The sequence below is a fragment of the Homoserinimonas sp. A520 genome, from assembly GCF_054489245.1.
Window position 1 is genome coordinate 393758 of record NZ_JBTMWX010000003.1, and the last position, 23359, is coordinate 417116.

22 protein-coding genes are annotated in these 23359 nt (G+C 65.8%); 15 read left to right on the top strand and 7 right to left on the bottom strand.

What is annotated here, in order from left to right:
* Positions 1-2: 2 nt before the first annotated feature.
* Both ACX3PH_RS10585 and ACX3PH_RS10590 read right to left on the bottom strand, forming a co-directional pair.
* Positions 3-677 carry a Pr6Pr family membrane protein gene (locus ACX3PH_RS10585; RefSeq protein ID WP_459092221.1) on the bottom strand — a complete coding sequence of 225 codons (675 nt, stop codon included), beginning with the start codon at positions 675-677 and terminating at the stop codon, positions 3-5.
* A gap of 64 nt (positions 678-741) precedes the next feature.
* Positions 742-1185: a hypothetical protein gene (locus ACX3PH_RS10590; protein WP_459092223.1), complete on the bottom strand. Its 444-nt coding sequence runs from the start codon at positions 1183-1185 to the stop codon at positions 742-744.
* Positions 1186-1301: 116 nt separating this feature from the next.
* Between ACX3PH_RS10590 and ACX3PH_RS10595 the strand changes: the two genes are divergently transcribed.
* The 4 genes from ACX3PH_RS10595 (at position 1302) to ACX3PH_RS10610 (ending at position 3851) form a co-directional block, all read left to right on the top strand.
* Positions 1302-1898, top strand: coding sequence for a CDP-alcohol phosphatidyltransferase family protein (locus ACX3PH_RS10595; protein ID WP_459092225.1), 597 nt, complete (start codon positions 1302-1304; stop codon positions 1896-1898).
* Positions 1899-1939: 41 nt separating this feature from the next.
* The gene (locus tag ACX3PH_RS10600; RefSeq protein ID WP_459092227.1) at positions 1940-2431 is read left to right on the top strand and encodes an FHA domain-containing protein; all 492 of its coding nucleotides are present in this window, start codon (positions 1940-1942) and stop codon (positions 2429-2431) included.
* Positions 2431-3132: a transcriptional regulator FtsR gene (gene ftsR, locus ACX3PH_RS10605; RefSeq protein WP_459092229.1), complete on the top strand. Its 702-nt coding sequence runs from the start codon at positions 2431-2433 to the stop codon at positions 3130-3132. The genes ACX3PH_RS10600 and ftsR overlap by 1 nt, the downstream gene beginning before the upstream one ends.
* 170 nt (positions 3133-3302) lie before the next feature.
* Complete coding sequence (locus ACX3PH_RS10610; protein ID WP_459092231.1) at positions 3303-3851, top strand: MerR family transcriptional regulator; 549 nt, start codon at positions 3303-3305, stop codon at positions 3849-3851.
* A 195-nt stretch (positions 3852-4046) separates the two neighbouring features.
* On the opposite strand, the gene ACX3PH_RS10615 is transcribed toward ACX3PH_RS10610, so the two are convergent.
* Entirely contained in the window at positions 4047-4859 is an 813-nt protein-coding gene (locus ACX3PH_RS10615) for a ParA family protein (protein WP_459092233.1), read from the bottom strand.
* A 119-nt stretch (positions 4860-4978) separates the two neighbouring features.
* Here ACX3PH_RS10615 and ACX3PH_RS10620 point away from each other — a divergent pair, with 119 nt between their 5' ends.
* Genes ACX3PH_RS10620 through def form a run of 3 tightly spaced genes read left to right on the top strand, consistent with a single transcriptional unit; the run spans position 4979 to position 10324 of the window.
* Positions 4979-8383: a pyruvate carboxylase gene (locus tag ACX3PH_RS10620; RefSeq protein ID WP_459092235.1), complete on the top strand. Its 3405-nt coding sequence runs from the start codon at positions 4979-4981 to the stop codon at positions 8381-8383.
* A 29-nt stretch (positions 8384-8412) separates the two neighbouring features.
* On the top strand, positions 8413-9828 hold the full coding sequence (locus tag ACX3PH_RS10625; protein WP_459092237.1) for a MinD/ParA family ATP-binding protein: 1416 nt from the start codon (positions 8413-8415) through the stop codon (positions 9826-9828).
* A gap of 7 nt (positions 9829-9835) precedes the next feature.
* Positions 9836-10324, top strand: coding sequence for a peptide deformylase (gene def / locus ACX3PH_RS10630; protein ID WP_459092239.1), 489 nt, complete (start codon positions 9836-9838; stop codon positions 10322-10324).
* Between the two features lie 110 nt (positions 10325-10434).
* Here def and ACX3PH_RS10635 read toward each other — a convergent pair whose 3' ends face one another.
* Positions 10435-12261 (bottom strand): AMP-dependent synthetase/ligase, encoded by a 1827-nt coding sequence (locus tag ACX3PH_RS10635; RefSeq protein ID WP_459092241.1) that lies wholly within the window; start codon positions 12259-12261, stop codon positions 10435-10437.
* Between the two features lie 174 nt (positions 12262-12435).
* Between ACX3PH_RS10635 and ACX3PH_RS10640 the strand changes: the two genes are divergently transcribed.
* From ACX3PH_RS10640 to ACX3PH_RS10650, 3 genes are all read left to right on the top strand, one after another.
* Positions 12436-13383, top strand: a complete 948-nt coding sequence (locus tag ACX3PH_RS10640; protein WP_459092243.1) for an ROK family glucokinase — start codon at positions 12436-12438, stop codon at positions 13381-13383.
* Between the two features lie 31 nt (positions 13384-13414).
* Positions 13415-14149, top strand: a complete 735-nt coding sequence (locus tag ACX3PH_RS10645) for a lysophospholipid acyltransferase family protein (protein WP_459092245.1) — start codon at positions 13415-13417, stop codon at positions 14147-14149.
* Positions 14150-14256: 107 nt separating this feature from the next.
* Complete coding sequence (locus ACX3PH_RS10650) at positions 14257-15585, top strand: class II 3-deoxy-7-phosphoheptulonate synthase (protein ID WP_459092412.1); 1329 nt, start codon at positions 14257-14259, stop codon at positions 15583-15585.
* On the opposite strand, the gene pknB is transcribed toward ACX3PH_RS10650, so the two are convergent.
* Together pknB and ACX3PH_RS10660 are read right to left on the bottom strand one after the other, a co-directional pair.
* Positions 15582-17522, bottom strand: coding sequence for a Stk1 family PASTA domain-containing Ser/Thr kinase (gene pknB / locus ACX3PH_RS10655; protein ID WP_459092247.1), 1941 nt, complete (start codon positions 17520-17522; stop codon positions 15582-15584). The two genes, ACX3PH_RS10650 and pknB, sit on opposite strands and share 4 nt — an antisense overlap.
* Before the next feature lie 73 nt (positions 17523-17595).
* Entirely contained in the window at positions 17596-18894 is a 1299-nt protein-coding gene (locus tag ACX3PH_RS10660; protein ID WP_459092249.1) for a LysM peptidoglycan-binding domain-containing protein, read from the bottom strand.
* Positions 18895-19060: 166 nt separating this feature from the next.
* Between ACX3PH_RS10660 and ACX3PH_RS10665 the strand changes: the two genes are divergently transcribed.
* The gene (locus ACX3PH_RS10665) at positions 19061-19396 is read left to right on the top strand and encodes an Rv2175c family DNA-binding protein (RefSeq protein ID WP_459092251.1); all 336 of its coding nucleotides are present in this window, start codon (positions 19061-19063) and stop codon (positions 19394-19396) included.
* A 32-nt stretch (positions 19397-19428) separates the two neighbouring features.
* Here ACX3PH_RS10665 and ACX3PH_RS10670 read toward each other — a convergent pair whose 3' ends face one another.
* Positions 19429-20535 carry a polyprenyl synthetase family protein gene (locus ACX3PH_RS10670; RefSeq protein ID WP_459092253.1) on the bottom strand — a complete coding sequence of 369 codons (1107 nt, stop codon included), beginning with the start codon at positions 20533-20535 and terminating at the stop codon, positions 19429-19431.
* A 74-nt stretch (positions 20536-20609) separates the two neighbouring features.
* On the opposite strand from ACX3PH_RS10670, the gene ACX3PH_RS10675 reads away from it, so the two are divergent.
* The 4 genes from ACX3PH_RS10675 to ACX3PH_RS10690 all read left to right on the top strand — a co-directional run bounded on the left by ACX3PH_RS10675 (position 20610) and on the right by ACX3PH_RS10690 (position 23354).
* Positions 20610-20999, top strand: coding sequence for a DUF3040 domain-containing protein (locus tag ACX3PH_RS10675; protein WP_459092255.1), 390 nt, complete (start codon positions 20610-20612; stop codon positions 20997-20999).
* A 235-nt stretch (positions 21000-21234) separates the two neighbouring features.
* Positions 21235-21666 carry a division/cell wall cluster transcriptional repressor MraZ gene (mraZ, locus tag ACX3PH_RS10680; protein ID WP_459092414.1) on the top strand — a complete coding sequence of 144 codons (432 nt, stop codon included), beginning with the start codon at positions 21235-21237 and terminating at the stop codon, positions 21664-21666.
* A 105-nt stretch (positions 21667-21771) separates the two neighbouring features.
* On the top strand, positions 21772-22725 hold the full coding sequence (gene rsmH / locus ACX3PH_RS10685) for a 16S rRNA (cytosine(1402)-N(4))-methyltransferase RsmH (protein WP_459092257.1): 954 nt from the start codon (positions 21772-21774) through the stop codon (positions 22723-22725).
* Positions 22722-23354 (top strand): hypothetical protein, encoded by a 633-nt coding sequence (locus ACX3PH_RS10690; RefSeq protein WP_459092259.1) that lies wholly within the window; start codon positions 22722-22724, stop codon positions 23352-23354. The genes rsmH and ACX3PH_RS10690 overlap by 4 nt, the downstream gene beginning before the upstream one ends.
* Positions 23355-23359: the final 5 nt, after the last annotated feature.

The window sequence follows — 23359 nt, forward strand, 5'->3', positions numbered from 1 at the left end:
GGTCAGCCGAGCCCGAACCTGGACGTCCGTGGCGTGCTGCGGCCCCACCGCTGGCGGAGGTGCTCCAACCGCGGCAATCGGCTGATGGCGACGACTCCTGCGGCCACACCCGTGAAGATGACCACCACGATCAGCAGGTAGAGCACGAACTCGAGCGGAAAGTCGACGAGGAGCGGGTCGAGGAAGAAATACGGATACCAATGCACCTGGGAACCGCGGATCATGGTGAAGATCACCCAGGCCAGCGGGAAGATCAGGATGTACCCGACGGTACGCCACGGCACGTCCCGGCCGGGCGCGATGAGCCAGTCGATGATGGCGTATGCGGGTATCCAGAAATGCAGGAGCTGGCTCGACCATGGAGCCCACACCGGGACCCCTCGTAACGAACCTTCGACCAGGATCACGGCGAAAACGATCCCCGACACGATGATCCACACCGTCGTCAGCATTCGGACCATTTCGAGCCAGAGCGGATCCAGCTGGTTGCGCAGGCCGAAGGCGGCACCGAGCACGAAGACGGTCACCGCGATCAAGGCACTCTGCACCGTGAAGTAGCTGAAGAAGTTGCCGATCGCCAGCGGGTTGGACCCGAGCGAGTAGTTGAAGTCCCCGACCAGCGCCGTGATTCCGGTGACGGCCACCAGGATTCGTGCAACACCGAAGACCCTGCGCACTCAGGACACCGATCGCGTATATCGACCCATCGTCCGAGTGTAGGAACGCAGGGCTGGGAATGCCCTACGCGTCGACCAGTGCGCCCTTCCACCTGACGAGGGCGCGCACTGTCTCGCTTTCGTCGGTGGAGAGTTCCTCCATGACGTCAGCCGGTACGAAGTAGTTGACGGCAACCCAGCCCCTCACCTGCTCGGACTCATCGTGCGCAAGAAAACGGAGGACGTCGCACGGCGTTGCCTCGTTCCGCGCGACACAGCCGCGGACTCCGGCATCCGCATCGCGCGCAAGCGCCTCGAACACGTCGGCGGGCGTGTGATAGCTGCTCGCCGCGCTCTCGCGGATCTTCGGGTTGTTGTCGGCGGCCAGGATGCGCAGCCTTCGCAGCTTGCTTTCCGTGACGGGGGGAGCGGGATGAAGCTTCGCCGCTTCCTCCGCGGTCAGCATGCTGGGAGCGAACTCGCGCATGGCCTGCCGTTGAGCCGGGGTGTTGAAACGTATGCACGACATGCTTCGACCGTACTCCGCCTTCCGGCGACGGTGCAGACCCGGGCGCGTGTCGGCAAGGTTCACGCTGCTTCCTCCGCTGCCGGGGTGCTGGCGGTCAGGGTCATTAGAATGCCAACGTGGACCAGACCCCTCCCGCCGTGGTGAGTTCCCGCATCATCACGATCCCGAACCTGTTGAGCCTGTTCCGGCTCGCCATGGTTCCGGTCTTCCTCATGCTGGTCATTGCCGGCGAAGACGTGTTCGCGCTGGTCGTGCTGGTGATCGCCAGTGCGACCGACTTCCTCGATGGGATGCTCGCGAGGAGGCTTGGCCAGGTCACCAGGCTCGGCCAGCTTCTCGATCCGGCCGCCGATCGGCTGTTCATCTTCGCCACCCTCATCGGCCTCGCGGTCCGGGGGATCGTCCCCTGGTGGCTGGTCGCGGTGATCGTCGGGCGTGACGTGATGCTGGTCGTCCTCGGGATCGTTCTCGCAGGTCACCGGTTCGGACCGATCCCTGTGCACCAGCTCGGCAAGCTGGCGACCGCCGCCCTGTTCTACGCCCTGCCGATCCTGATGGTGGGCGAAGCCTTCCCTGTCGTGGCCTGGGCGACCGATCCGATCGGCTGGGCCTGTGCCCTGTGGGGGGCGTTCCTCTACTGGTGGGCCGGTGGGCGTTACATCGCGCAGGCCGTACGGATGGTCAAAATTCCGCTATCCGCAGTGAGTGACTAATCCGATACGCTGGGACGCTAACAGCAGCTTGGAGGTTCGCGATGGATAGTTCTGGTAATCGGGACAGAACGCCCCCGGACAGTGCTCGCTCGACTGATGCGCGCCTCACCGACACGACCGCACACCACAGCAAGGATTTCGAGCAGCAGCTTGCCGCACTCGATGGCGAGGTCTCTACTGAAGAGCAGGATGCCATCGGCGCGCTGCCGTCCGGTTCCGCGCTTCTGGTGGTCCGTCGCGGTCCGAACACCGGTGCGCGCTTCCTGCTGGACGCCGACGTCACGACTGCCGGACGGCATCCGGATGCCGACATCTTCCTCGATGACGTGACGGTGTCTCGCCGTCACACGGAGTTCCTCCGCCACGGCACCGCCTTCGAGATCAGGGACCTGGGCTCGCTCAACGGAACCTATTACGACGGCGTCCGCATCGAGTCGGCCATGCTGGCCGACGGCGCCGAGGTGCAGGTCGGGAAGTTCCGGCTGACCTTCTACGCGTCACGACTTGACCTGGCCCACCAGGCGAGCGAGTAGTGCCTCGCGCAGCAGCCCAGGAGAGGGGCGCGGCAGGGCCGAACCTGTTGAGCATCGGTCAGGTGCTGGCTCGGCTCACCGCAGAATTCCCTGACCTTACGCCGTCCAAGCTCCGCTTTCTCGAGGAACGCCACCTCATCAGCCCTGCTCGTACTGAATCCGGGTATCGCAAGTTCTCCCCAGCGGACCTGGAGCGCCTGCGGTTCGTCCTGACAATGCAGCGCGATCACTACCTGCCGCTCAAGGTCATCCGGGGGTATCTCGACGACCTCGACGCCGGCCGGCAGCCCGACCTGCCGGGCAGTGGAACGCTGGCGCCGCCGTCGATGTTGTCGAGCGACCGCCGCTATCACCGGGATGAGCTCATCCGAGAAGCCGGAGCGACCCCGCAACTACTGAACGACGCCGTCTCATCGTCGCTGGTGCTCCCGAGCGACGCGTACGGCGAAGACACCCTGCTGGTGCTGCGGGCACTGGTCGAATTGCAGCGCTCGGGAATCGAACCTCGGCACCTCCGCGGTTTCCGGGGTGCTGCTGAGCGGGAACTCGGGCTCATCGAAAGTGCGCTGATTCCTGTTGCACGCAGGAAAGACGCGTCCAGCCGGGCCAAGGCGAGCGAACTTGCGCGCGAGATTGCGGGACAGCTGGAGATCGTGCGGAGCAGCCTGATCCGCTCTGCGCTGTCCCGTCTCGACCCGTAAGCTAGGGGTCACCCCGACGCGGGAAGACGACCTGGCACGACACGCCGACGTCCGACCCGCCAATGCCACCCGAAGCGGCATTCCACTCGTACCTTTGGAACAAGACGAAAGTATCAACCACACATTGAACGTTCAGCTTCGCAAAGCCGTTCGGTGGGAAGGCGTATTGAATGAGTGAACTCATCAGCCGTAACGAGGAATCTCGTTACGACCTCGGGCTTCTGTTCACCGACGGCCTTCCGGACCTCGATGACACTTCCGGCTATCGCGGCGCTGTTGCCGCGCGTGCGGCCGGCATCACTTACCGCCAGCTGGACTACTGGGCTCGCACCGAACTGGTCGAACCGACCGTCCGTGGTGCTGCCGGATCAGGCTCGCAACGTCTCTATGGTTTCCGCGACATCCTCGTGCTCAAGCTGGTCAAGCGCCTGCTCGACACCGGAATCTCCCTGCAGCAGATCCGCACGGCCGTCAACCAATTGCGTGAGGCCGGCGTCAGCGACCTCGCCCAGACCACGCTGATGAGCGACGGAGCCAGCGTCTACCTGTGCACCTCGAACGACGAGGTCATCGACCTGGTGAGCCGGGGGCAGGGCGTGTTCGGTATTGCCGTCGGCAAGGTGCTGCGCGAAGTGGAGAGCAGCCTGGTCGAGCTGGACTCGCAGCAACCGGATGCCATGGACGAGCTCGCCGCACGCCGCGCCTCCCGCGCGTCCTAGGTTCGCCAACCGCCCGCTTTGCGCGGCTGGTTCGCGCACGCATCCGCTCACGCTGGGTGTGCACGATTGTTGTCGAGCGGCACGTTATCTTCGGTGGCGCGCACCGATCGGTGGATCGCCTGCGCTTATGCGCACACGCGACACCGATCGGGCAGCGCGGCCAGTATCAGCCGCACTGACTGGTGCGCGAGCCGCTCAGGCGACGGCGCCTGGCTCCGGGGGAGTGAGCCCTGCGGTGCGCATGATGCGTTCGAGCAACTGGTCGAAGTTGCGCGCCATCTCCTGCGCGCCTTCGCCCGGCCAGATGTGCAGCGGCTTGGCCGCGCCCTGGGCCTGCTGCAATGAGGTGCGTTCTGGCAACTGGGGGTTGAGCACCAGCGGGCCGAACATGTCGCGGAGTTCCTTGATGCGGAACTGGTGCTCGAGCGACTGCACCCTCGCCCGGTTGACGATGATGCCGAGCGGCTGCAATCGGGGGCTCAGCCCGCGGCGGATCTCCTCGATCGCGCGAAGGGCTCGGTCGGCGGCCGCGACCGAGAACAGGCCTGGCTCGGTGATCACGGTGACCCGGTCGCTGGCTGCCCACGCGGTGCGGGTCAGGGCGTTGAGGGATGGCGCACAGTCGATGAGCACCAGGTCGTAATCCTTCTCGACGTTCGCCAGCGCCTCTTCCAGCTTCCAGATGTCGCGGATGCTGGGATGCGGGCCGTCGAAGTTGATCGCCGACGGGCTGCCGATCATGACGTCGATCTTCCCGGGGCGACCCTTGGTCCAGCCGCTGGGCGCGATCGCAGCGCGAACGATCTTCTCCTTGGGGGAGGCGAGCACGTCGGCGACGTTCAGGTGGCCGGCCACGTTGATGTCCATGCCGGTGGAGACATCCGACTGCGGGTCCAGGTCGACGACGAGGGTACGCAGACCCTTCGCGAAGGCGGCGGAAGCGAGTCCGAGCGTGACAGTCGTCTTTCCGACTCCTCCCTTGAGGGAGCTCACGCTGAGAACATGCACAACAAGAAACCATACCTTCACTATTCTGAAAGAACGCAATATTTGCCGCCCGTGCGCGGGTCGGCGATCCGCCAGCTGTAGAAGACTGTTGAAGACTGTCCGCAGCCCGAAAGGACCCTATGTTCTCGAAGATCCTCGTTGCCAACCGTGGTGAGATTGCCATCCGGGCCTTCAGGGCAGCTTTTGAACTCGGAGCCAAGACGGTGGCGGTGTACCCGTACGAGGATCGCAACTCGCTTCACCGGCTGAAGGCGGACGAGTCGTACCTGCTCGGGGAGAAGGGCCACCCGGTCCGCGCCTACCTGAGTGTCCCGGAGATCATCAGGGTCGCCGTCGAGTGCGGCGCCGACGCCATCTACCCGGGCTACGGTTTCCTCTCCGAGAACCCCCACCTGGCCGAAGCGGCTGCCGCAGCGGGCATCACGTTCATCGGCCCTGGCAAGAGCGTGCTCGAGATGGCGGGCAACAAGGTGACGGCCAAGCAGCATGCTGCAGCCGCCGGGGTTCCGGTGCTGGCGTCGACTCCGGCGTCCACTGATGTCGACGAATTGCTGGCGGGTGCTGAGGCGATCGGCTTCCCGTTGTTCGCCAAGGCGGTTGCCGGCGGCGGTGGGCGCGGAATGCGCCGCGTCGACTCGTTGGACGAACTGCACGCTGCACTCGATGAGGCGATGCGGGAGGCCGACAGCGCGTTCGGCGATCCGACGATGTTCCTCGAGCAGGCGGTGCTGCGTCCCCGCCACATCGAGGTGCAGATCCTGGCCGATGCGACGGGGGAGACCGTTCACCTGTTCGAGCGGGACTGCTCGGTGCAGCGCCGCAACCAGAAGGTGATCGAGATCGCCCCGGCGCCAGGACTGGACGAGTCCATCCGGCAGGCCCTGTACCGGGACGCCGTCGCCTTCGCGAAGTCGATCGGCTACGTGAACGCCGGCACCGTCGAGTTCCTGCTCGACACGGTCGGCGAACGGGCCGGCCAGCACGTGTTCATCGAGATGAACCCGCGCATCCAGGTCGAGCACACGGTGACCGAGGAGGTGACGGATGTCGACCTCGTCCAGGCACAGATGAACATTGCTTTCGGGCTCAGCCTCGAGCAACTCGGGCTCCGCCAGGAGAACCTCGCCATGCACGGCTCAGCCCTGCAATGCCGGATCACCACCGAGGACCCCACCCAGAACTTCCGTCCGGACACCGGCAAGATCACCACCTACCGCTCGCCCGGCGGTGGCGGCATCCGGCTCGATGGCGGCACTGTGAGTCCCGGCTCCGAGATCAACCCGCACTTCGACTCGATGCTCGTGAAAATGACCTGCCGCGGCCACGACTTCGCCGCGGCTGTCGGCCGGGCCAGACGCGGACTGGCCGAGTTCCGCATCCGCGGTGTCTCCACAAACATCCCGTTCCTTCAGGCCGTGCTCGAGGACCCGTCGTTCGCCGCCGGCGACCTCAGTACGTCATTCATCGATGAGCGGCCGGGCCTGGTGCACCTGCACCCCTCCAAGGACCGTGGCACCCGCATTCTCAACTGGCTGGCCGATGTCACCGTCAACCAGCCGAACGGACCAGGCGCCGACCTGATCAACCCGGCGGAGAAGCTGCCGGCGATCGACTTGCGGGCGGATGCCCCGGCGGGCTCCCGACAGCGACTCCTGGAACTCGGGCCGGCCGGCTTCGCATCCGCATTGCGTGCACAAACGGCGCTGGCAGTCACCGACACCACGTTCCGTGACGCTCACCAATCGCTGTTGGCCACGCGGGTGCGTACCCGCGACCTGCTCGAGGTCGCACCGTATGTGTCCCGGCTCACGCCCGAACTGCTGTCGGTGGAGGCCTGGGGTGGTGCGACCTACGATGTCGCACTCCGATTCCTCGGTGAAGACCCCTGGGAGAGGCTGGCGACACTGCGGGAAGCCGTGCCGAACATTGCCATCCAGATGCTCCTCCGCGGGCGCAACACCGTCGGCTACACCCCGTACCCCACAGTGGTCACCGACGCGTTCGTGCGCGAGGCTGCGAGCACCGGTGTGGATATCTTCCGGATTTTCGACGCCCTCAACGACGTGTCCCAGATGCGCCCGGCCATTGACTCCGTGCTCGAGACCGGTTCTGCCGTCGCCGAGGTGGCGCTCTGCTACACCGGCGACCTCCTCGACCCGGCCGAGAACCTGTACACGCTCGACTACTACCTGCGCCTGGCGGAACAGATCGTGGATGCCGGCGCGCACGTGCTCGCCGTCAAGGACATGGCTGGGCTCCTGCGGGCCGGCGCTGCCGACCGGCTGGTGCGCGCCCTGCGCGACCGTTTCGACCTGCCCATCCACGTGCACACCCACGACACCGCGGGGGGCCAGCTGGCCACCCTGCTGGCTGCGAGCAATGCCGGTGCGGACGCGGTCGACGTTGCGAGCGCCCCGATGGCCGGAACGACCAGCCAGCCCTCGGCATCCGCCCTGGTCGCCGCCCTGGCCAATACCGAGCGCGACACCGGGCTGTCGCTGAAGGCCGTCAGCGACCTCGAGCCGTACTGGGAGGCCGTCCGCGAGGTCTACCGGCCATTCGAGTCCGGGCTGCCCGGCCCGACCGGGCGCGTGTACGCCCACGAGATCCCGGGGGGCCAGCTCAGCAACCTGCGCCAGCAGGCGATCGCCCTCGGCCTGGGTGACCACTTCGAGAAGATCGAGGACGCCTACGCCGCCGCCAGTCGCATCCTGGGCCGCCCGCCGAAGGTGACGCCGTCGTCGAAGGTGGTCGGTGACCTCGCGCTGGCCCTGGTTGCGGCGGATGCCGACCCGGACGACTTCGAGCAGAACCCCGGAAACTATGACATCCCGGACTCGGTGATCGGTTTCATGGCCGGTGAGTTGGGCGAACTCCCGGGTGGCTGGCCGGAGCCGTTCCGCACCAAGGTGATGGCCGGCCGGACGGTGAAGTCCGGCGTCCAGCAGCCTGAGGCTGACGACCTGGCCGCGTTGGCGGGGTCCTCACCTGAGCGGAGAGGTGCCCTCAACCGCCTGCTGTTCCCGGTACCGACCGCCCAGTTCCTGGAGGTTCGCGAGCACTACGGCGACCTGTCAGTGCTGGACACCAACGACTACCTGTACGGGCTGCGGCAGGGCCACGAGCATGTCGTGCGAGTGGAGACCGGCGTCAACCTGCTGGTCGGGCTCGAGGCGATCGGCGACGTCGACAACAAGGGCATGCGCACCGTGATGGCAACCCTCAACGGCCAATTGCGGCCGGTCTTCGTCCGCGACCGCAGCGTCAAGGTCGACACCAAGGCTGCCGAGAAAGCGGATGCCGGTCAAGCCGGTCACGTGGCCGCCCCGTTCTCCGGGGTGGTCACCCTGCAGGTGGGAGAGGGGGACCAGGTCACGGCCGGGCAAACGGTCGCCACCATCGAGGCGATGAAGATGGAGGCGGCCATCACGGCATCCGTTTCCGGTACCGTGGCCAGGCTCGCCGTACGGGCCACCGAACAGGTGGAGGCGGGGGACCTGCTGCTCGTTGTCGAGCTAAACTAGACCGTTCGGACCAGGGAGAGGTACCCACAGTGGCAACCAGGCAGCAGAAGTCGCACCCGGTCGATGACGAGACGGTCGAGACCGAACGCCAGGCGGCGGAGCTTGCCGACGATCGCGTCGATGAGCCGACCGGCGACGACCGCACTTCCGTCGAGACCTCGGTTGACCAGTTCCTGGGTGACGACACCACTGACGACACCGCTGATGACGACGACGACGAGCCGGAGCGACCCAGGGTCAGCGTCGACCTCCCGGCAACCATCCACATCGCCCCAGAGCACGAGCTTGCCGTGGCGATCGCGGATATTCCGGTGAACCCCGGCCAGATCCGCTCCGACGAATCAGGCACCCTATCGGTCATGGTCGGCGCGCTCGCCCCGGCCGACCCGGGCAGCACCGACGGGGTAGACGACGAACTCGACGGTGCTGCGCTCGCTCGCGCGAACACGGAATCGGTGTACAGCCGTCGGGACAGCCTGAACGGGCAGGTTTCATCGAAGCCGGAAGCTGCGGCCATGCTCACCGCCGACCGCCTGCTCGACACCAAGAGGCGCAAGCGTCCGAAGCCGGAGGGGCGCTGGAACTCCTTCGTCTACGCGATCACCCTCCACCTGGTCAACCTGGGGGACTCACCGGCGGCGCGCGCCCGCAAGGCCGTTGACGCCAGGATCGACAAGCAATTCGAGGGTGGCACCCGCTTCGTGCCGGTGCTCACCCGCAAGGGCGGTGTCGGCAAGACCACCATCACGGCGCTGATCGGGATGGCCCTCGCCGACGTGCGCGAAGATCGAATCGTCGCCATCGATGCCAACCCCGACCGCGGAACGCTCGCCGAACGGGTCAACAAGCAGACCAGGGCGACCGTGCGTGACATCGTCACCCAGGCGGCGTCCATCACCAGCTTCAACGACTTCTCGACCATGGTGTCCCGCGACGAGACACGACTGGACATCCTGGCGTCCGACACCGACCCATTGCTCGCCCAGGCGTTCGATGAGAACGACTACAACGTCGTGGCGGACCTCGCCGCCCGGTTCTACTCGATCTGCCTCACCGACTGTGGCACCGGCATCGTGCACTCCGTGATGCGAGCGACACTCCAGCGGGCTGATTCGGTGGTGATCGTGTCCGGTGGAAGCATCGACGAGGCGCGCCTGGCATCCGAAACCCTTACCTGGCTCGAGTCGAACGGGTACGGCTACCTGGTCAAGAACGCGGTCGTCGCCCTCAACACGGGCACCCAGGGCACCAACCTGGTCAAGCTCGACGAGATCGAAGCCCACTTCACGTCGCGGGTGAGGGAGATCGTTCGGATTCCCTACGACCCTCAGCTGGCCGCCGGCTCCGTCATCAACTACAAGGAGCTCCGCCCGCTGACCAAGGCGGCAGCACGCGAACTTGCCGCACTGGTCGTGGACGGGCTGCCGACCACTCAGGGCCGGTAACCGCACGATGACCGTACGACAGATCCGGATCTTCGGTGACCCGGTACTGAAGACCGTGTCCGATCCGGTGCGCGAAGGGGACGACGTTCGCGGACTGGTCGCCGACCTCGTCGACACCGTGATGCTTCCCGGCCGCGCCGGGGTCGCCGCGCCCCAGATCGGCGTCAACCAGCGAGTCTTCAGCTACAACGTCGACGGCGACATCGGCTATGTGATCAATCCGGTGCTGCTATCAGTTTCGGGGGAGCCGGACCTGGTCGATGAGGGCTGCCTGTCGGTCCCCGGCCTGTACTTCAAGCGCCTGCGCTATCCGGAGGCGGTGGTGACCGGCGTGGACCTGGACGGCAACGAGGTGGAGCTCTCCGGCAGTGGGATCATGGCCCAGGCGCTCCAGCATGAGATAGACCACCTCGAGGGGCACCTGTACATCGACGGGCTCGACAAGGAGACCAAGCGTGAGGCGATGCGCCAGATCCGCGAGTCGGACTGGTTCTAAGTCGTGCGTCGTTGAGCCGGTCGAGCTCGTCGAGACCCCGGCCGGGTCACCCCAGCGGGATCTCGACGAGCTCGATCAGCTGAACACGAGCTCGATCAGCTGAACACGAGCTACCCGACGGTCGAGATACCCTCGGTCGCTGGAGTGTCCGCGTACATGGCCTCGATGTCGGCCGCAAACTCCTTCAGGATCACGTGGCGCTTGACGGACATCTTGGGCGTCAGGTGACCGCTCGCTTCGCTGATGTCTGCAGTGATGATGTGGAACTTGCGGATCGACTCCGCGCGCGACACCTTGGTGTTGGCCGCGTCGATCGCCCGCTGCACCTCGGCGAGCACCTTCGGGTTCTTGGCTGCTTCCGCAACCGACATGGTCGCGTCTTCGCCATTGTTGTTGAGCCACACCGGGAGCATCTCGTCGTCCAGCGTGATGAGGGCCGCAATGTACGGCTTCTGGTCTCCCACCACCAGGACCTGCCCGATGATCGGGTTGGCGCGGATCGGGTCTTCGAGCACGGCGGGCGCAACATTCTTGCCGCCGCCGGTGACGATCATCTCCTTCTTGCGGCCGGTGATCTCCAGGTAACCATCCGCGTCAAACGAGCCGATGTCCCCGGTCTTGAACCAGCCGTCCTCCATCGTCTCGGCGGTTGCCGCATCATTGTGCCAATAGCCCTGGAACACGCTGATGCCCTTGGCCTGGATCTCCCCGTCCTCGGCGATGCGCACCGCGTTGCCGGGGAGGACCGGGCCAACCTTGCCGATCTTGAACTTCGACGGGGTGTTCACCGTGACCGGTGCCGTGGTCTCGGTCAGGCCGTAACCCTCGAGGATGGTCAGCCCGAGGCTGCGGTAGAAGTGCCCCAGGCGCAGGCCGAGGGGAGCGGAACCGGAGACGGCGTACTCGACGCGGCCGCCCATCGCCGCCCGGATCTTCGACAGCACGAGCTTGTCGAGCACGGCGAACTTCAGCTTCAGACCCAGCGGCACATGACCGGCGTCGACCGCCTTCGAATGCGCGATGGCGGCATCCGCTGCCGCACGGAAGATCTTGCCCTTGCCGCCGGCTTCCGCCTTCTGCTCGGAGGAGTTGTAGACCTTCTCGAACACGCGCGGAACGGCCAGCAGGAAGGTCGGCTTGAAGCTGCCCAGTGATGGCAGCAGCTGCTTGGTGTCCGAAACGTGGCCGACCTTGACCCCGCCGTGAATGCTGAGCACCGAGATGAACCTGGCGAACACATGGGCCAGCGTGATGAAGAGCAGCGTGCTCGACTGGTCGTTGACCACCTCGGGAATGGCGAGACGGCAGTTGCGTACCAGCTCAACGAAGTTGCTGTGGTTGAGCACGACGCCCTTGGGCCTTCCGGTGGTACCGGCGGTGTAGATGAGGGTCGCGAGGTCGTCGGCGTTCGCCAGGTTCCGGCGACGCTCGATCTCCTCGTCGGTCACCTCGGCTCCGGCGGCCACCAGCTTGTCGAGGTCGCCCAGGTCGACCTGCCAGACATGGTGGACCTGCGGAAGTTCCGGATGCACCTCGTCGAAGCGGGCGAAGTGATCCGGAGTCTCAGCGATGAACGCGGTCGCGCCGGAGTCGCTGACATTCCACTGGATCTGCGCTGGCGCGGAGGTTTCGTAGATGGGCACCATGACGGCCCCGGCGAACCAGATCGCGAAGTCGACCAGCGTCCACTCGTAGCGCGTCTTGCACATGAAGGCGATCTTGTCGCCGGGCTCGATGCCGGAGGCGACGAGGCCTTTGGCCAGGGCGCGCACCTGGTCGAGGAATTCGGTGGAGGTGACATCACTCCATCCGCCGTCTGCTGTGGGCAGGGAGAAGAGCGCCTTGTTCGGCGTCTCCTTGACCCTCTCCATCAGGATGTCGGTCACGTTGGCGGTCGGGTCAGCCTTGACCAGGGCGGGTACGTCGTACTGTTCCACGGCAACTCCTTTGGTACCGGCGTGATGCTGTGCACCGCGCTATCCATTGTTTTCGGGTGTGGGAGGCCAGATAGCGACGCACCCCCAGGTTGCCTAAACTCTACTAGGTGCCCGGCGGCTTTTCTCGGCTGGGCCCTCCTGCCCGTATGACTCGACCTCAGAGGACGCCCCTGCATGCACGCCATCGGAATCGACATCGGCGGCACCAAGATCGCGGGAGCACTGGTTTCCGAAGACGGCAACATCCTGGCCGAGCTTCGCTCCCCGACACCGGCTGGCGACCCGACAGCGATTGTCGACGCGGTGGCGCGGATGATCGGCGAACTGGCCTCCGGCACCGATGTGCGGGCGGCCGGTGTCGCCGCGGCCGGCTTCATCGACCTGGAGCAGTCGACTGTCTACTATGCACCGAACATCAACTGGCGCAATGAGCCCTTCCGCGCACGGGTGGCTGAGCGGGTCGACCTCGACGTGACGATCGACAATGACGCGAATGCCGCAGGCTGGGCTGAGTTCCGCTTCGGTGCTGGACGCCAGGTGGCCGACATGACCATGCTGACGATCGGCACCGGTGTCGGAGGCGCGATCGTCACCGGCGGCTCGCTGTTCCGGGGTGGCTTCGGTGCGGGCGCTGAACTGGGGCACTTGCGGGTGGTTCCCGGGGGCATTCCGTGCGGATGCGGCGCCAGGGGCTGCATTGAACAGTACGGTTCTGGTCGCGCGCTGCTGAGGATGGCGAACGAGATAGCGGATGCGGGCGGAATCGGGCTGGGCCTCGCCGAGGCGCGCGCGGCATCCGGAACCCTCACCGGCGACGACGTCGCAGCCCTGATCTCCGCAGGCGACGCCGGCGCGCTGCAGGCGCTCAGGGAGTTGGGCGGCTGGCTCGGGCAGGCTTGCGCTTCGCTCAGTGCGGTGCTCGACCCGCAGCTCTTCGTCTTCGGCGGGGGAGTGGCTGTCGCAGGCGACCTCCTGCTCGACCCCATTCGGGAGGCCTACCTGGCCCACCTGCCGGCGCGCGGTTATCACCCGGAGCCCGAGTTCACCATCGCCGAACTGGTCAACAACGCCGGTGTAGTCGGGGCTGCGGACCTCGCCAGGCTGCATCAGCGGGGGCGCTAGAGTTGTTCCACATTCGTAGGGACAGGCGGACATGTTTTATTGGCTGATGAAGAACCTGGTCGTCGGTCCCATCCTGAAGACGGCATTCCGGCCCTGGGTAACAGGCCATGAGAACATCCCGCGCTCCGGTGGGGTCATCCTGGCCAGCAACCACCTGTCGTTCATCGATTCGGTGTTCCTGCCACTCGTCATGGACCGGCGAATCACTTTCCTGGCCAAGAGCGACTACTACACGGCGCGTGGTGCGAAAGGCTGGTTCATCAAGACCTTCCTCAAGGCCGCAGGGATGATTCCCATCGACCGCTCGGGAGGGAAGGCATCCGAGGCGTCCCTGAACACCGGGCTACAGGTGCTGGCCGGGGATGAGATCCTCGGGATCTACCCCGAGGGGACGCGCAGCCCGGACGGCAGGCTCTACCGCGGTCGTACCGGTGTCGCGCGCATGATTCTCGAAGGCAATGTCCCGGTCGTTCCGGTGGCCATGGTGGACACCGAGAAGGTGATGCCGATCGGCCGTGCGCTGCCGAAGGTTCGCCGGCTGGGCGTCGTCATCGGCAAGCCGCTCGACTTCTCCCGTTTCGCCGGACTGGAGGGCGACCGGTTCATCCTGCGGTCGATCACCGACGAGATCATGTACGAACTCAGTCGCCTCAGCGGCCAGGAATACGTCGACATCTATGCCTCTTCGGTTAAGGACAGGGCCGCTTCCGGAAAGGACGCAGCGTCCGCCGTAACCAAAGAAGGTCGGGTAGCTGCGAGCGGCTAGGCTTGTTCCTCGGGGCCGTGCCTGCCCCTTCCCGCCAAGAATTGCATTTGAGGAATACGTCCGTGGCCATCTCGTCCCCAGAACCCGTCGTGCTTGCTGATCCTTCCGTGGTCGCCGGCCTCGACTATTGGCGGACGCTCCCCATCAAGCAGCAGCCGCAATGGGGCGATGCGGATGCTGTTGCCGCGGCCAGTGCAGAGATCGCCAGTCTCCCTCCGCTGGTGTTCGCCGGTGAGGTCGACATCCTCCGCCAGCGGCTTGCGGCTGCCGCAGCCGGTAATGCCTTCCTCCTTCAGGGGGGCGACTGTGCCGAGACGTTCGCCGGGGCGACCGCCGACCAGATCCGCGACCGGGTGAAGACGATCCTGCAGATGGCCGTCGTGCTCACCTACGGTGCGTCGATGCCCATCGTCAAGATGGGTCGGATGGCCGGCCAGTTCGCCAAGCCGCGCTCGAGCGACAACGAGACCCGGGGCGAGGTCACGTTGCCCGCCTACCGCGGTGACATCGTCAACGGCTACGATTTCACGCCGGAGTCTCGCACCGCCGACCCGCGCAGGCTTGTGCAGGGCTACCACATGGCCGCATCCACGCTGAACCTGATCCGTGCGTTCACCCAGGGTGGGTTTGCCGACCTCCGTCAGGTGCACAGCTGGAACCAGGGCTTCGCCCGCAACCCGGCCAATGTGCGGTACGAGCAGATGGCCCGCGACATCGACAAGGCGATCAAGTTCATGGAGGCCGCCGGTGCGGACTTCGAGGAGCTGAAGCGCGTCGAGTTCTACACCAGCCACGAGGGCCTGCTGATGGACTACGAGCGGCCGATGACCCGCATCGACTCCCGCAACGGCACGCCGGTCAACACGTCAGCGCACTTCCTGTGGATCGGCGAGCGCACCCGTGAGCTGGATGGTGCCCACGTCGACTACTTCTCCCGTGTCCGCAACCCGATCGGCGTCAAGCTCGGCCCGACGACGACGCCGGCGGTGATGCGCGAACTGATTGACAAACTCGACCCGCACCGCGAGCCGGGCAGGCTCACTTTCATCACCCGCATGGGCGCGGGAAAGATCCGGGATGCCCTCCCGCCACTTCTCGAGGCGATCAAGGAAATGGATGCCACGCCACTGTGGGTCTCCGACCCGATGCACGGCAACGGCATGACGACCCCGACCGGCTACAAGACGCGCCGCTTCGACGACGTGGTCGACGAGGTCAAGGGGTTCTTCGAAGCGCACCGCGCTGTCGGCACCCATCCGGGCGGCATCCACATCGAGCTGACCGGCGACGACGTCACCGAGTGCCTGGGCGGTTCCGAGATGATCGACGAGGCGACCCTGGCAACCCGCTACGAGTCGCTGTGCGACCCGCGGCTGAACCACATGCAGTCGCTCGAACTGGCATTCCTGGTGGCCGAAGAGCTCAGCGCCCGCTAGTCGCCCAGACCCTTGAAGCTCACCGCTACGGTCGAGCCCTTGTCCGCCAATTCGCCACCCCGCGGGTTGGTTCTCCGAACCTCGACAGCCGCTGGCAGGAGGTCGGCACGTTTGTCATATTCGACCTGGAACCCACTGTCCGTCAGCAGTTTCTTCGCTTCCAGCCAGCTGAGGCCTTCAACCTTCGGCACCTCGACCTTCTCGATACCGTCAGAGATGATCAGGTTCACCGTGTGACCTTCGAGCACCGGTTCGGCTTGGGCCACCGCCCTGATCACCTTGCCGGCCTCGATGGTGTCGTGGAATTCGTGGTCGCCCTCCACCGCGTTCAGCTTGGCCTCCTGCAGGCGCTGCTGCGCTTCTTCAATCGTCAGGTTGGAGACGTCCGGGATCGGGCCGAGCGACACCACCAGGGTCACCGGCTGCTGCTCCCCATAGGTCTGAAGGGTGGGAAGGCTGACCGTCTCCTCGCCCTGCACGCCGAGGGCGTCGATCACGACTCCACTGGCGACCTCCGGGTGGAATTGGTACTGCGACTCCGCCAGGGTGAACCGGGCATCCTTCACCAGGTCCTTCGCCACGTCCTCCGGCTGCCCGACCAACTCGGGAATCTCCAGCGGTTCCGGCCCGTCGGAGATGATGAGTTGCACCATGCCGTCGTGCCCGACGGCGTTTCCTGCCGGCGGGTCAGTGCCCGCGACCAGCCCGGCAGGCACGTCCGTGTCAAATGCGCGCAACGGCGTGTCGGAGACCTGCAGGTCGGCGGCAACGAGCGCGGTCGTCGCCGCTTCCACAGTCTCCCCGGACACCTCGGGAATCGTGACGAGCGATCCAGGCCCTGAGCCGAAGTACCAGCCGGTCCCGGCGGCGAGCCCGGCCAGCAGCAGCACCAGCCCGAGCAGCCAGTATCCCTTCGAGCGACGCCGGTCGCTCTTCTCCTTCAGCGCGGAGGCGTTGTCCTTGACGACGGGGCCGCTTCGCGGCCTCCTGACCGGGGCGATGATCTGGGTGTCATCGTCCGATCCGGCCGGGAGCGCTGTCGCCGGCATGACCATCGTGTTCTGCATCGTGGTGGTGGCGGCATCCGCGTCACCGGCCAGTAGCCGCTGGGTCTCCCGCAGTTGCTCGAGCATCGAACGGGCGTCCCTGGGGCGCTGGTCAGGGTCGCGTGCAGTCGCCCACAGCACCAGTTCGTCGAGTTCTTCCGGTACCCGCGGGTTCTTCGAGCTCGGGGTGGGCACCGTGTCGTTGGCGTGCTGGTGCGCGATCTGGAATGCCTGCTCACCCTTGAACGGCTGCTCGCCGGCGAGCATCTCGTAGAGGATGATGCCGATCGCGTAGATGTCGCTGCGGGTGTCGGCCACGCCGCGGGTCACCAGCTCGGGGGACAGGTAGGCGATGGTCCCGAGCAGGGCGTTCCCGGTCGCCGTGTTGGCGTGCGCAGCGCGGGCGAGCCCGAAATCGCTGATCTTGATGCGGCCGTCATCGGCCAGCAGGATGTTCTCCGGCTTCAGGTCGCGGTGCACGATGCCGTGCTTGTGAGCGGCAGCCAGGCCGGACAGCACGGCTTCCAGGATGTCCATCGCCTGGACCGTGGTGAGCACCTGGTGCTCGGCGAGCAGGTCGCGCAGGGTGATGCCGGGCAGGTACTCCATCACCAGGTAGGCGGTGTCTGCATCCTGCCCCTGGTCGTAGACGTTCACGACGTTCGGATGCGCGAGGCGGGCCGCCGAGCGTGCCTCCTGGATGAAACGGGCCTTGTACTGGCTGTCGTCCGCCAGGTGGCCGTGCATGATCTTGACGGCGACGCGCCGCTCCAGGCGCAGGTCGGTGGCGACGTACACTGTCGCCATGCCGCCGCGGGCGATGCGCGAGCGCACCTGATAACGGCCGTCGAGTAGACGGCCAATCATCGGGTCGGCGCTCTGGGTTGTCACCGCACCAGTCTAAAGTTGACCGCCGTAAGCATCCTGCACACACGCAGGCGTTCCGCCATAACGATTCGGTTCCCTAGCTGAGCTGGTCGAGCCAGACCCACGCGGATGCCTCCCACTTGGCGTAAGCGTCCGGGTAGGCGGAGATCTGCACCGCCTGGGCGGCCTGGGTGACCGTCATCGACTGCCACCCTGGGATGTCGAGCAGCCCGCGGGTGTTGCCCGTGTTGGGGTTGCTCGGGCCGCCGAAGAACAAGCGGCTCGCGTACACCGGGTCGGTGACCTGGGCCGGCGTGCCCCAGCCGGTGCTCGGCCGCTGCTGGAAGAGCCCGAGTGAGTCGCGGTCGCCCCAGTTGAGGTTGCGCAGCGTGGATTCCTGCATGGCGGTTGCCAGCGAGATGACGAGTCCGTAGTCGCTCACTCCGAGTTGCTTGCCAACGCTGACGATGATGGCGGCGTTCGCCCTCATCTCGTCGTTCATCGGAGTGATCGTGGTGCCGACGGATGCCGGGGCGGCTTGCCCGGGAATGGTCAGCGTGCGCCCGGCGTAGATGATGCTCGACCAGCCGAGGCCGTTGGCGTTCAAGAGTGCCTGGATCGTGACACCGTGTTTCGTCGCAATGCTGCTGACGGTGTCGCCCGACTTGATCGTGTATGCGCCGCTCGCCTGCGGAGGCGTGTTCGCCGCGGGCGGGGTGACCGGCGCCGGGGCGGGAACCGCGGCCGGTGCCGACTGTCCGGGGATGGCGAGGGTCTGTCCAGGGTAGATGATCGATTTCCAGCCGAGGCCATTGGCCGACAGCACTGACTGGGTACTCACGTTGAACCGGGCGGCGATCTTCCCGATGGTGTCCCCGGCGACGATGGTGTACCGCGACGATGCGACGGGTGCATTCTGCACGGGTACCACGGGCGCAGCGCCGGCCTTCGACAGGGTCAGCACCTGGCCGGGATGGATGATCGATTTCCAGCCGAGGCCGTTGAGTGCGAGAACGGATGCCGTCGACATTCCGTAGCGACCGGCGATGCCGCTCACCGTGTCCCCGGAACGCACCGTGTAGGTGGTGGGGGCCGCTGCGACGGTCACGTCGCCGTCCGGGGTGACCGCGGCGCTGGTGGTGGTGCCTGCGGCGGCTCTGGCCAATGCCTCGCGAACCGTCTCGCCCAGGTTCGCCTGGGGGCCACCTGCCGGGCTCATCGCCTTGTCTTTTGCCGGACGCTTCGACTCGTGCGTGTCGAGCGGGCCGGTGAGGTTCATCGACACGGCCATGGAGCCGGCCAGCACGATGGGGAGGGTGGCCATCAGGTTCCTGCCCAGACGACTGGGCTCCCTGGGCGCCAGGTGGCGTGGCTTGTGGTCTGCCGTCGTCGTCATGAGTTCCCCGTCACCGCTCTGCTCCCGGCCTGAGAGCTAGTTTTGTCCTCAAATTGGCATAGAAGTAAATGCCTGTCAACCAGTGTGACTGATGTGACTGGAGTAAATCAAGCAGCACCGATCGTGTCGCGCTTGTCGGGACGACGATTTCTGACAGGCTTAAGGCGTGAACCCTGTAGAAACCCAATGGCTGACCATCCCGGAGCTGGTCGACATCCTCGGAATCGGGGTCAGCAAGATCCGCCGGTTGATCGAAGACCGGAGCCTGCTGGCTAGACGGATCGACGGTGTGTGGCGGGTTCCGCAGGACTTCGTCCGTGACGGCGAACCGCTGCCGGAACTGCGTGGCACGCTGATCCTGCTCGCCGATGCCCGCTTCAGCGACGACGAAGCCATGGACTGGCTGCTCGAGCCGGAGGAGAGCCTCGGTACGTCCCCGATCGAGGCGCTGCGCGCCGGTCGCAAGGCGGAAGTGCGGCGGGTCGCACAGGCGCTCGCCTGAGTTCTACCGGGCGCCCGGCCTCTCGGCCGTGATCACGCGGTTCGTCGGCTGACAGTGTCAGCCAGCGTCGACAACTGTCGTTCGGCCTCGGGGCTGATCGGCGCATCCGCCAGGACCGCCCTGGCTTTCTCCACGTTGTGGGTGATGATGCGCTCCACCTGGTCGACCGCTCCGCTCTCCTTGATGGAGGCCTGGAGCACCCGAACCTGGTGATCGCTGAGCTCGGGGTCTCCCAGGAGTTCGTCGAGCAGTCGAGCGGAGTTGCCCGGAAGCCTGGTGCGGGCCAGGGCGACCAATACGGTGCGCTTGCCCTCACGCAGGTCGTCGCCGGATGGCTTCCCGGTGACGTCAGGGTCGCCGAACACGCCGAGCAGGTCGTCGCGCAATTGGTAGGCGACGCCCAGGGGCAGCCCGAAGTCGCGCAGGGCAGAAAGCTGCCCGATGCTCGCTCCACCGATCGCGGCACCGATGGCCAGCGGGGCTTCGACGCTGTACTTCGCTGACTTGTAGACGATCACGCGGTGCGCCCGAGAGAGGAGGTCGGCCTCGGCCCTGGTGTGCCAGGAGCGTTCCTCCAGAACGTCGAGGTACTGGCCGTAGGTGACCTCGGTACGCATCCGGTTGAATTCCCGGCGAGCGGATGCCGCCATCTCCGGGTCGGCCAGCGCACGCAATCCGCGGTCGAGCACTTCGTCACTCCAGCCGAGCAACAGATCGCCCAGCAACAGGGCGCCGGATCGCCCGAACTCGGCCGAGTCGCCGCGCCACCCGTTGTCCACGTGCAACTTCTGGTAGCGGCGGTGCGCGGAAGGCTGTCCGCGCCTGGTGTCGGAGTTGTCGATGACGTCGTCGTGCACGAGCGCTGCAGCATGGAAGATCTCGAGCGCGCTGGCGGCATCCACCACGGAGGACAGCGGACCGCGGCCATGCGTCTCCGCACCGCCCTCGCCTGCAACCGCCTGCCATCCCCAGTAGCAGAAGAGGGCGCGAAAGCGCTTGCCGCCACGGAGCAGGGAACGGGAGAGTTCCAGGTAGGGGAGTAGGTCAGCCGAGATGGCTGTCAGCTGGGGTTCCTGACCCGCCAGGAATTGATCAATGCTCTCCTGAACCAGGTCGACTAACCGTGTACTCTCAGCCACAGTCCTAGCCTAGCCAGCCGGGGGAGCATACAATTGTGGGTAGTCTTTACCGACGCGCACCGAAGGGAGTCCTCATGCCGTTGTCTGAGCACGAGCAACGTCTCCTGGAAGAGATGGAGCGTAGCCTCTATAACAATGATGCCGACTTCGTGGCGACGGTCAGCCCCCGCGGCGGGCGTCCGAATTACCGCCGGATCGCCTTGGGTGCGCTCATCGCCCTGGTGGGCATCATCGCCATCGTCACCGGGATCATGATCAAGCAGCCGCTCGTCGGCATGCTGGGGTTCATCGTCATCCTCGGTGGCGCCCTGCTCGCGTTGTCGCCGCGGTCTCGTGCACCCGAATCCCTCGAGGGGCTCGGTGATTCGCGACCTTCGTCATCAGGCAAGACCCGCGCCGGCGGCGGGTTCATGGATCGGATGAACGAGCGCTGGGACCGCCGTCAGGATGGCCACGACGAATAGCAGGTGAAGTAACAAATCGGGTCGACCGCCAGGTCGGCCCTTTTTTGTTGCCCGATTTTCTCCCGGGTGTGCCCTGCAGCACTCCATTTCCCTCCACTAGTAACTTCCTAGTAAACGCAGGCCTATTCGGCGCGCCGACTCACAAGTAACGACCAATTTCGTTGTTTTGTGGTGGAAAGTGGAGTAAAGTGGAGAACACCTGAACACAGGCCGGTGAGTAAGGGGGTGAGTGCCGATGTTTCTGGGCACCTATGCACCCAAGCTCGACGACAAGGGCCGCGTCATCCTGCCGGCGAAGTTCCGTAGCGAGCTCGAGGGCGGAGTCGTCATCGCCCGCGGTCAGGAGCGGTGCCTCTACGTGTTCAGCACGCGTGAGTTCGAGGAACTGCACGACAAGATCCGCCAGGCACCGGTCACCAGCAAGCAGGCGCGGGACTACCTGCGCCTGTTCCTGTCCGGTGCCAACTCCGAGGTTCCCGACAGCCAGAACCGTGTCACCATCCCCGCCCAGTTGCGCTCGTACGCCGGCCTTGACCGCGAGCTCACCGTCATCGGCGTCGGCAACCGGGCAGAGATCTGGGACACCGAGGCGTGGGAGCAGTACTACGCCGAACAGGAAAGCAACTTCTCCGACACCACGGAGGAGGTGATCCCGGGACTCTTCTAGCACCTTGATCCTGACTCCCAGCCGTTCACACGCCCTGCCGCACTTCCCCGGTGGCAGGTCGGACCGGATGGGGATCAGGGTTCAGGAGCTTTCCCCGGCGAAACCATGAACGACAAGCAAATCCACATTCCGGTCATGCTCGAACGCACGGTCGAGTTGCTCAGCCCGTCCGTGGCACGTCCCGGTGCCGTGCTCGTTGACGCGACTCTCGGCATGGCCGGGCACGCGGCGGCATTCCTCGAGCGTTTCCCTGAACTGACACTGGTCGGTTTCGATCGCGACCAGGATGCATTGGCGATCGCGGGGGAGCGGCTGGCGGTCTTCGGTGAGCGGGTGCACCTCGTGCACACGGTGTACGACGAGTTCGTCCACGCCCTGGCCGAACTCGGAATCACCGAAGTCGCCGGAGTGCTGTTCGATCTCGGCGTCTCATCCCTGCAGCTCGACCGGGTGGAGCGCGGGTTCTCGTACTCGAAGGACGCCCCGCTCGACATGCGGATGGACGCCTCATCGCCGGTGACCGCCGAGCAGGTCATCGCTGAGTACAGCGAAGCCGACCTGCGGCGCATCTTCCGCGATTATGGCGAAGAGCGATTGGCTCCCCGGTACGCCCAGAAGATCGTGGAACGGCGGTCGATGAAGCCGTTCACCAGGTCAGGCGACCTGGTCGACGTGATCTCGGCCGCAACACCGGTTGCCATCCAGCGCAAGGGGCACCCCGCCAAGCGGGTATTCCAGGCTCTCCGGATCGAGGTCAACCAGGAGCTCGCCGCCCTGGAGCGCGCCATCCCGGCAGCCATCGACAGTCTGGCGGTCGGCGGCCGCATCGTCGTACTGGCCTACCAGTCGCTGGAGGACCGCCTGGTCAAGCGCGCATTCGCCTCCGGCTCCTCATCGAGTTCTCCGGCCGGCCTTCCGGTGGAACTTCCGGAGCACGCGCCGGAATTGAAGCTCCTGGTTCGCGGCGCAGAGCTTGCCCCGGCAAACGAGCAAGAGACCAACCCTCGCTCGATCCCGGTGCGGTTGCGTGCCGCTGAGCGCATCAGGAGGGCAGCATGAGCGCATCAGCCGCTGTGCGCTCTTCAGCAGCTGTGCGCTCTTCAGCAGCTATGTCGCTTCCGGAGCGGATGCCATGGCGGGGGCCCGCTGCGGACACGCGGCACATCGAGATCGTCACCACGCGGAGCCAGCGCCGGGCTCGTCCGCGGCTCGCGTTCTCGCTCATCATCATTGCCGGACTGTTCGGCGTTCTCGCCTCCCAGATGCTGCTGAGCATCGCGCTGGCTGACGGCGCGTACCAGATCTCGGACCTGCAGGCTGAGCAGAAGGAACTGTCTCGGGCGCAGCAGTCGGTCACGGAACAGCTGAACGTGCTGGAGTCGCCGCAGAACCTCGCCGCACGCGCCGAATCGCTCGGGCTGGTCAGTAACAACAGTGCGGTGTACCTGGATCTCGCCACCGGAGCCGTGATGGGTTCTCCGACTGCCGCCCAGGCGGGGGCCGGCAGCGTCGTCGGCGGCAACGGCAGCCTGCTCATCCCCAATGCATTGCTGGCCGACGTGCCCGGCACGATGACGCCAGCCGAGACGACGGCCACTGGGGGAGTCGTGGGCGCGCCTACCGGCACGACTCCGGGCGATTCTGTAGCGTCGACAGCCACCGGAATCCCCGGTCCGACCACCAGGTAGGGCCA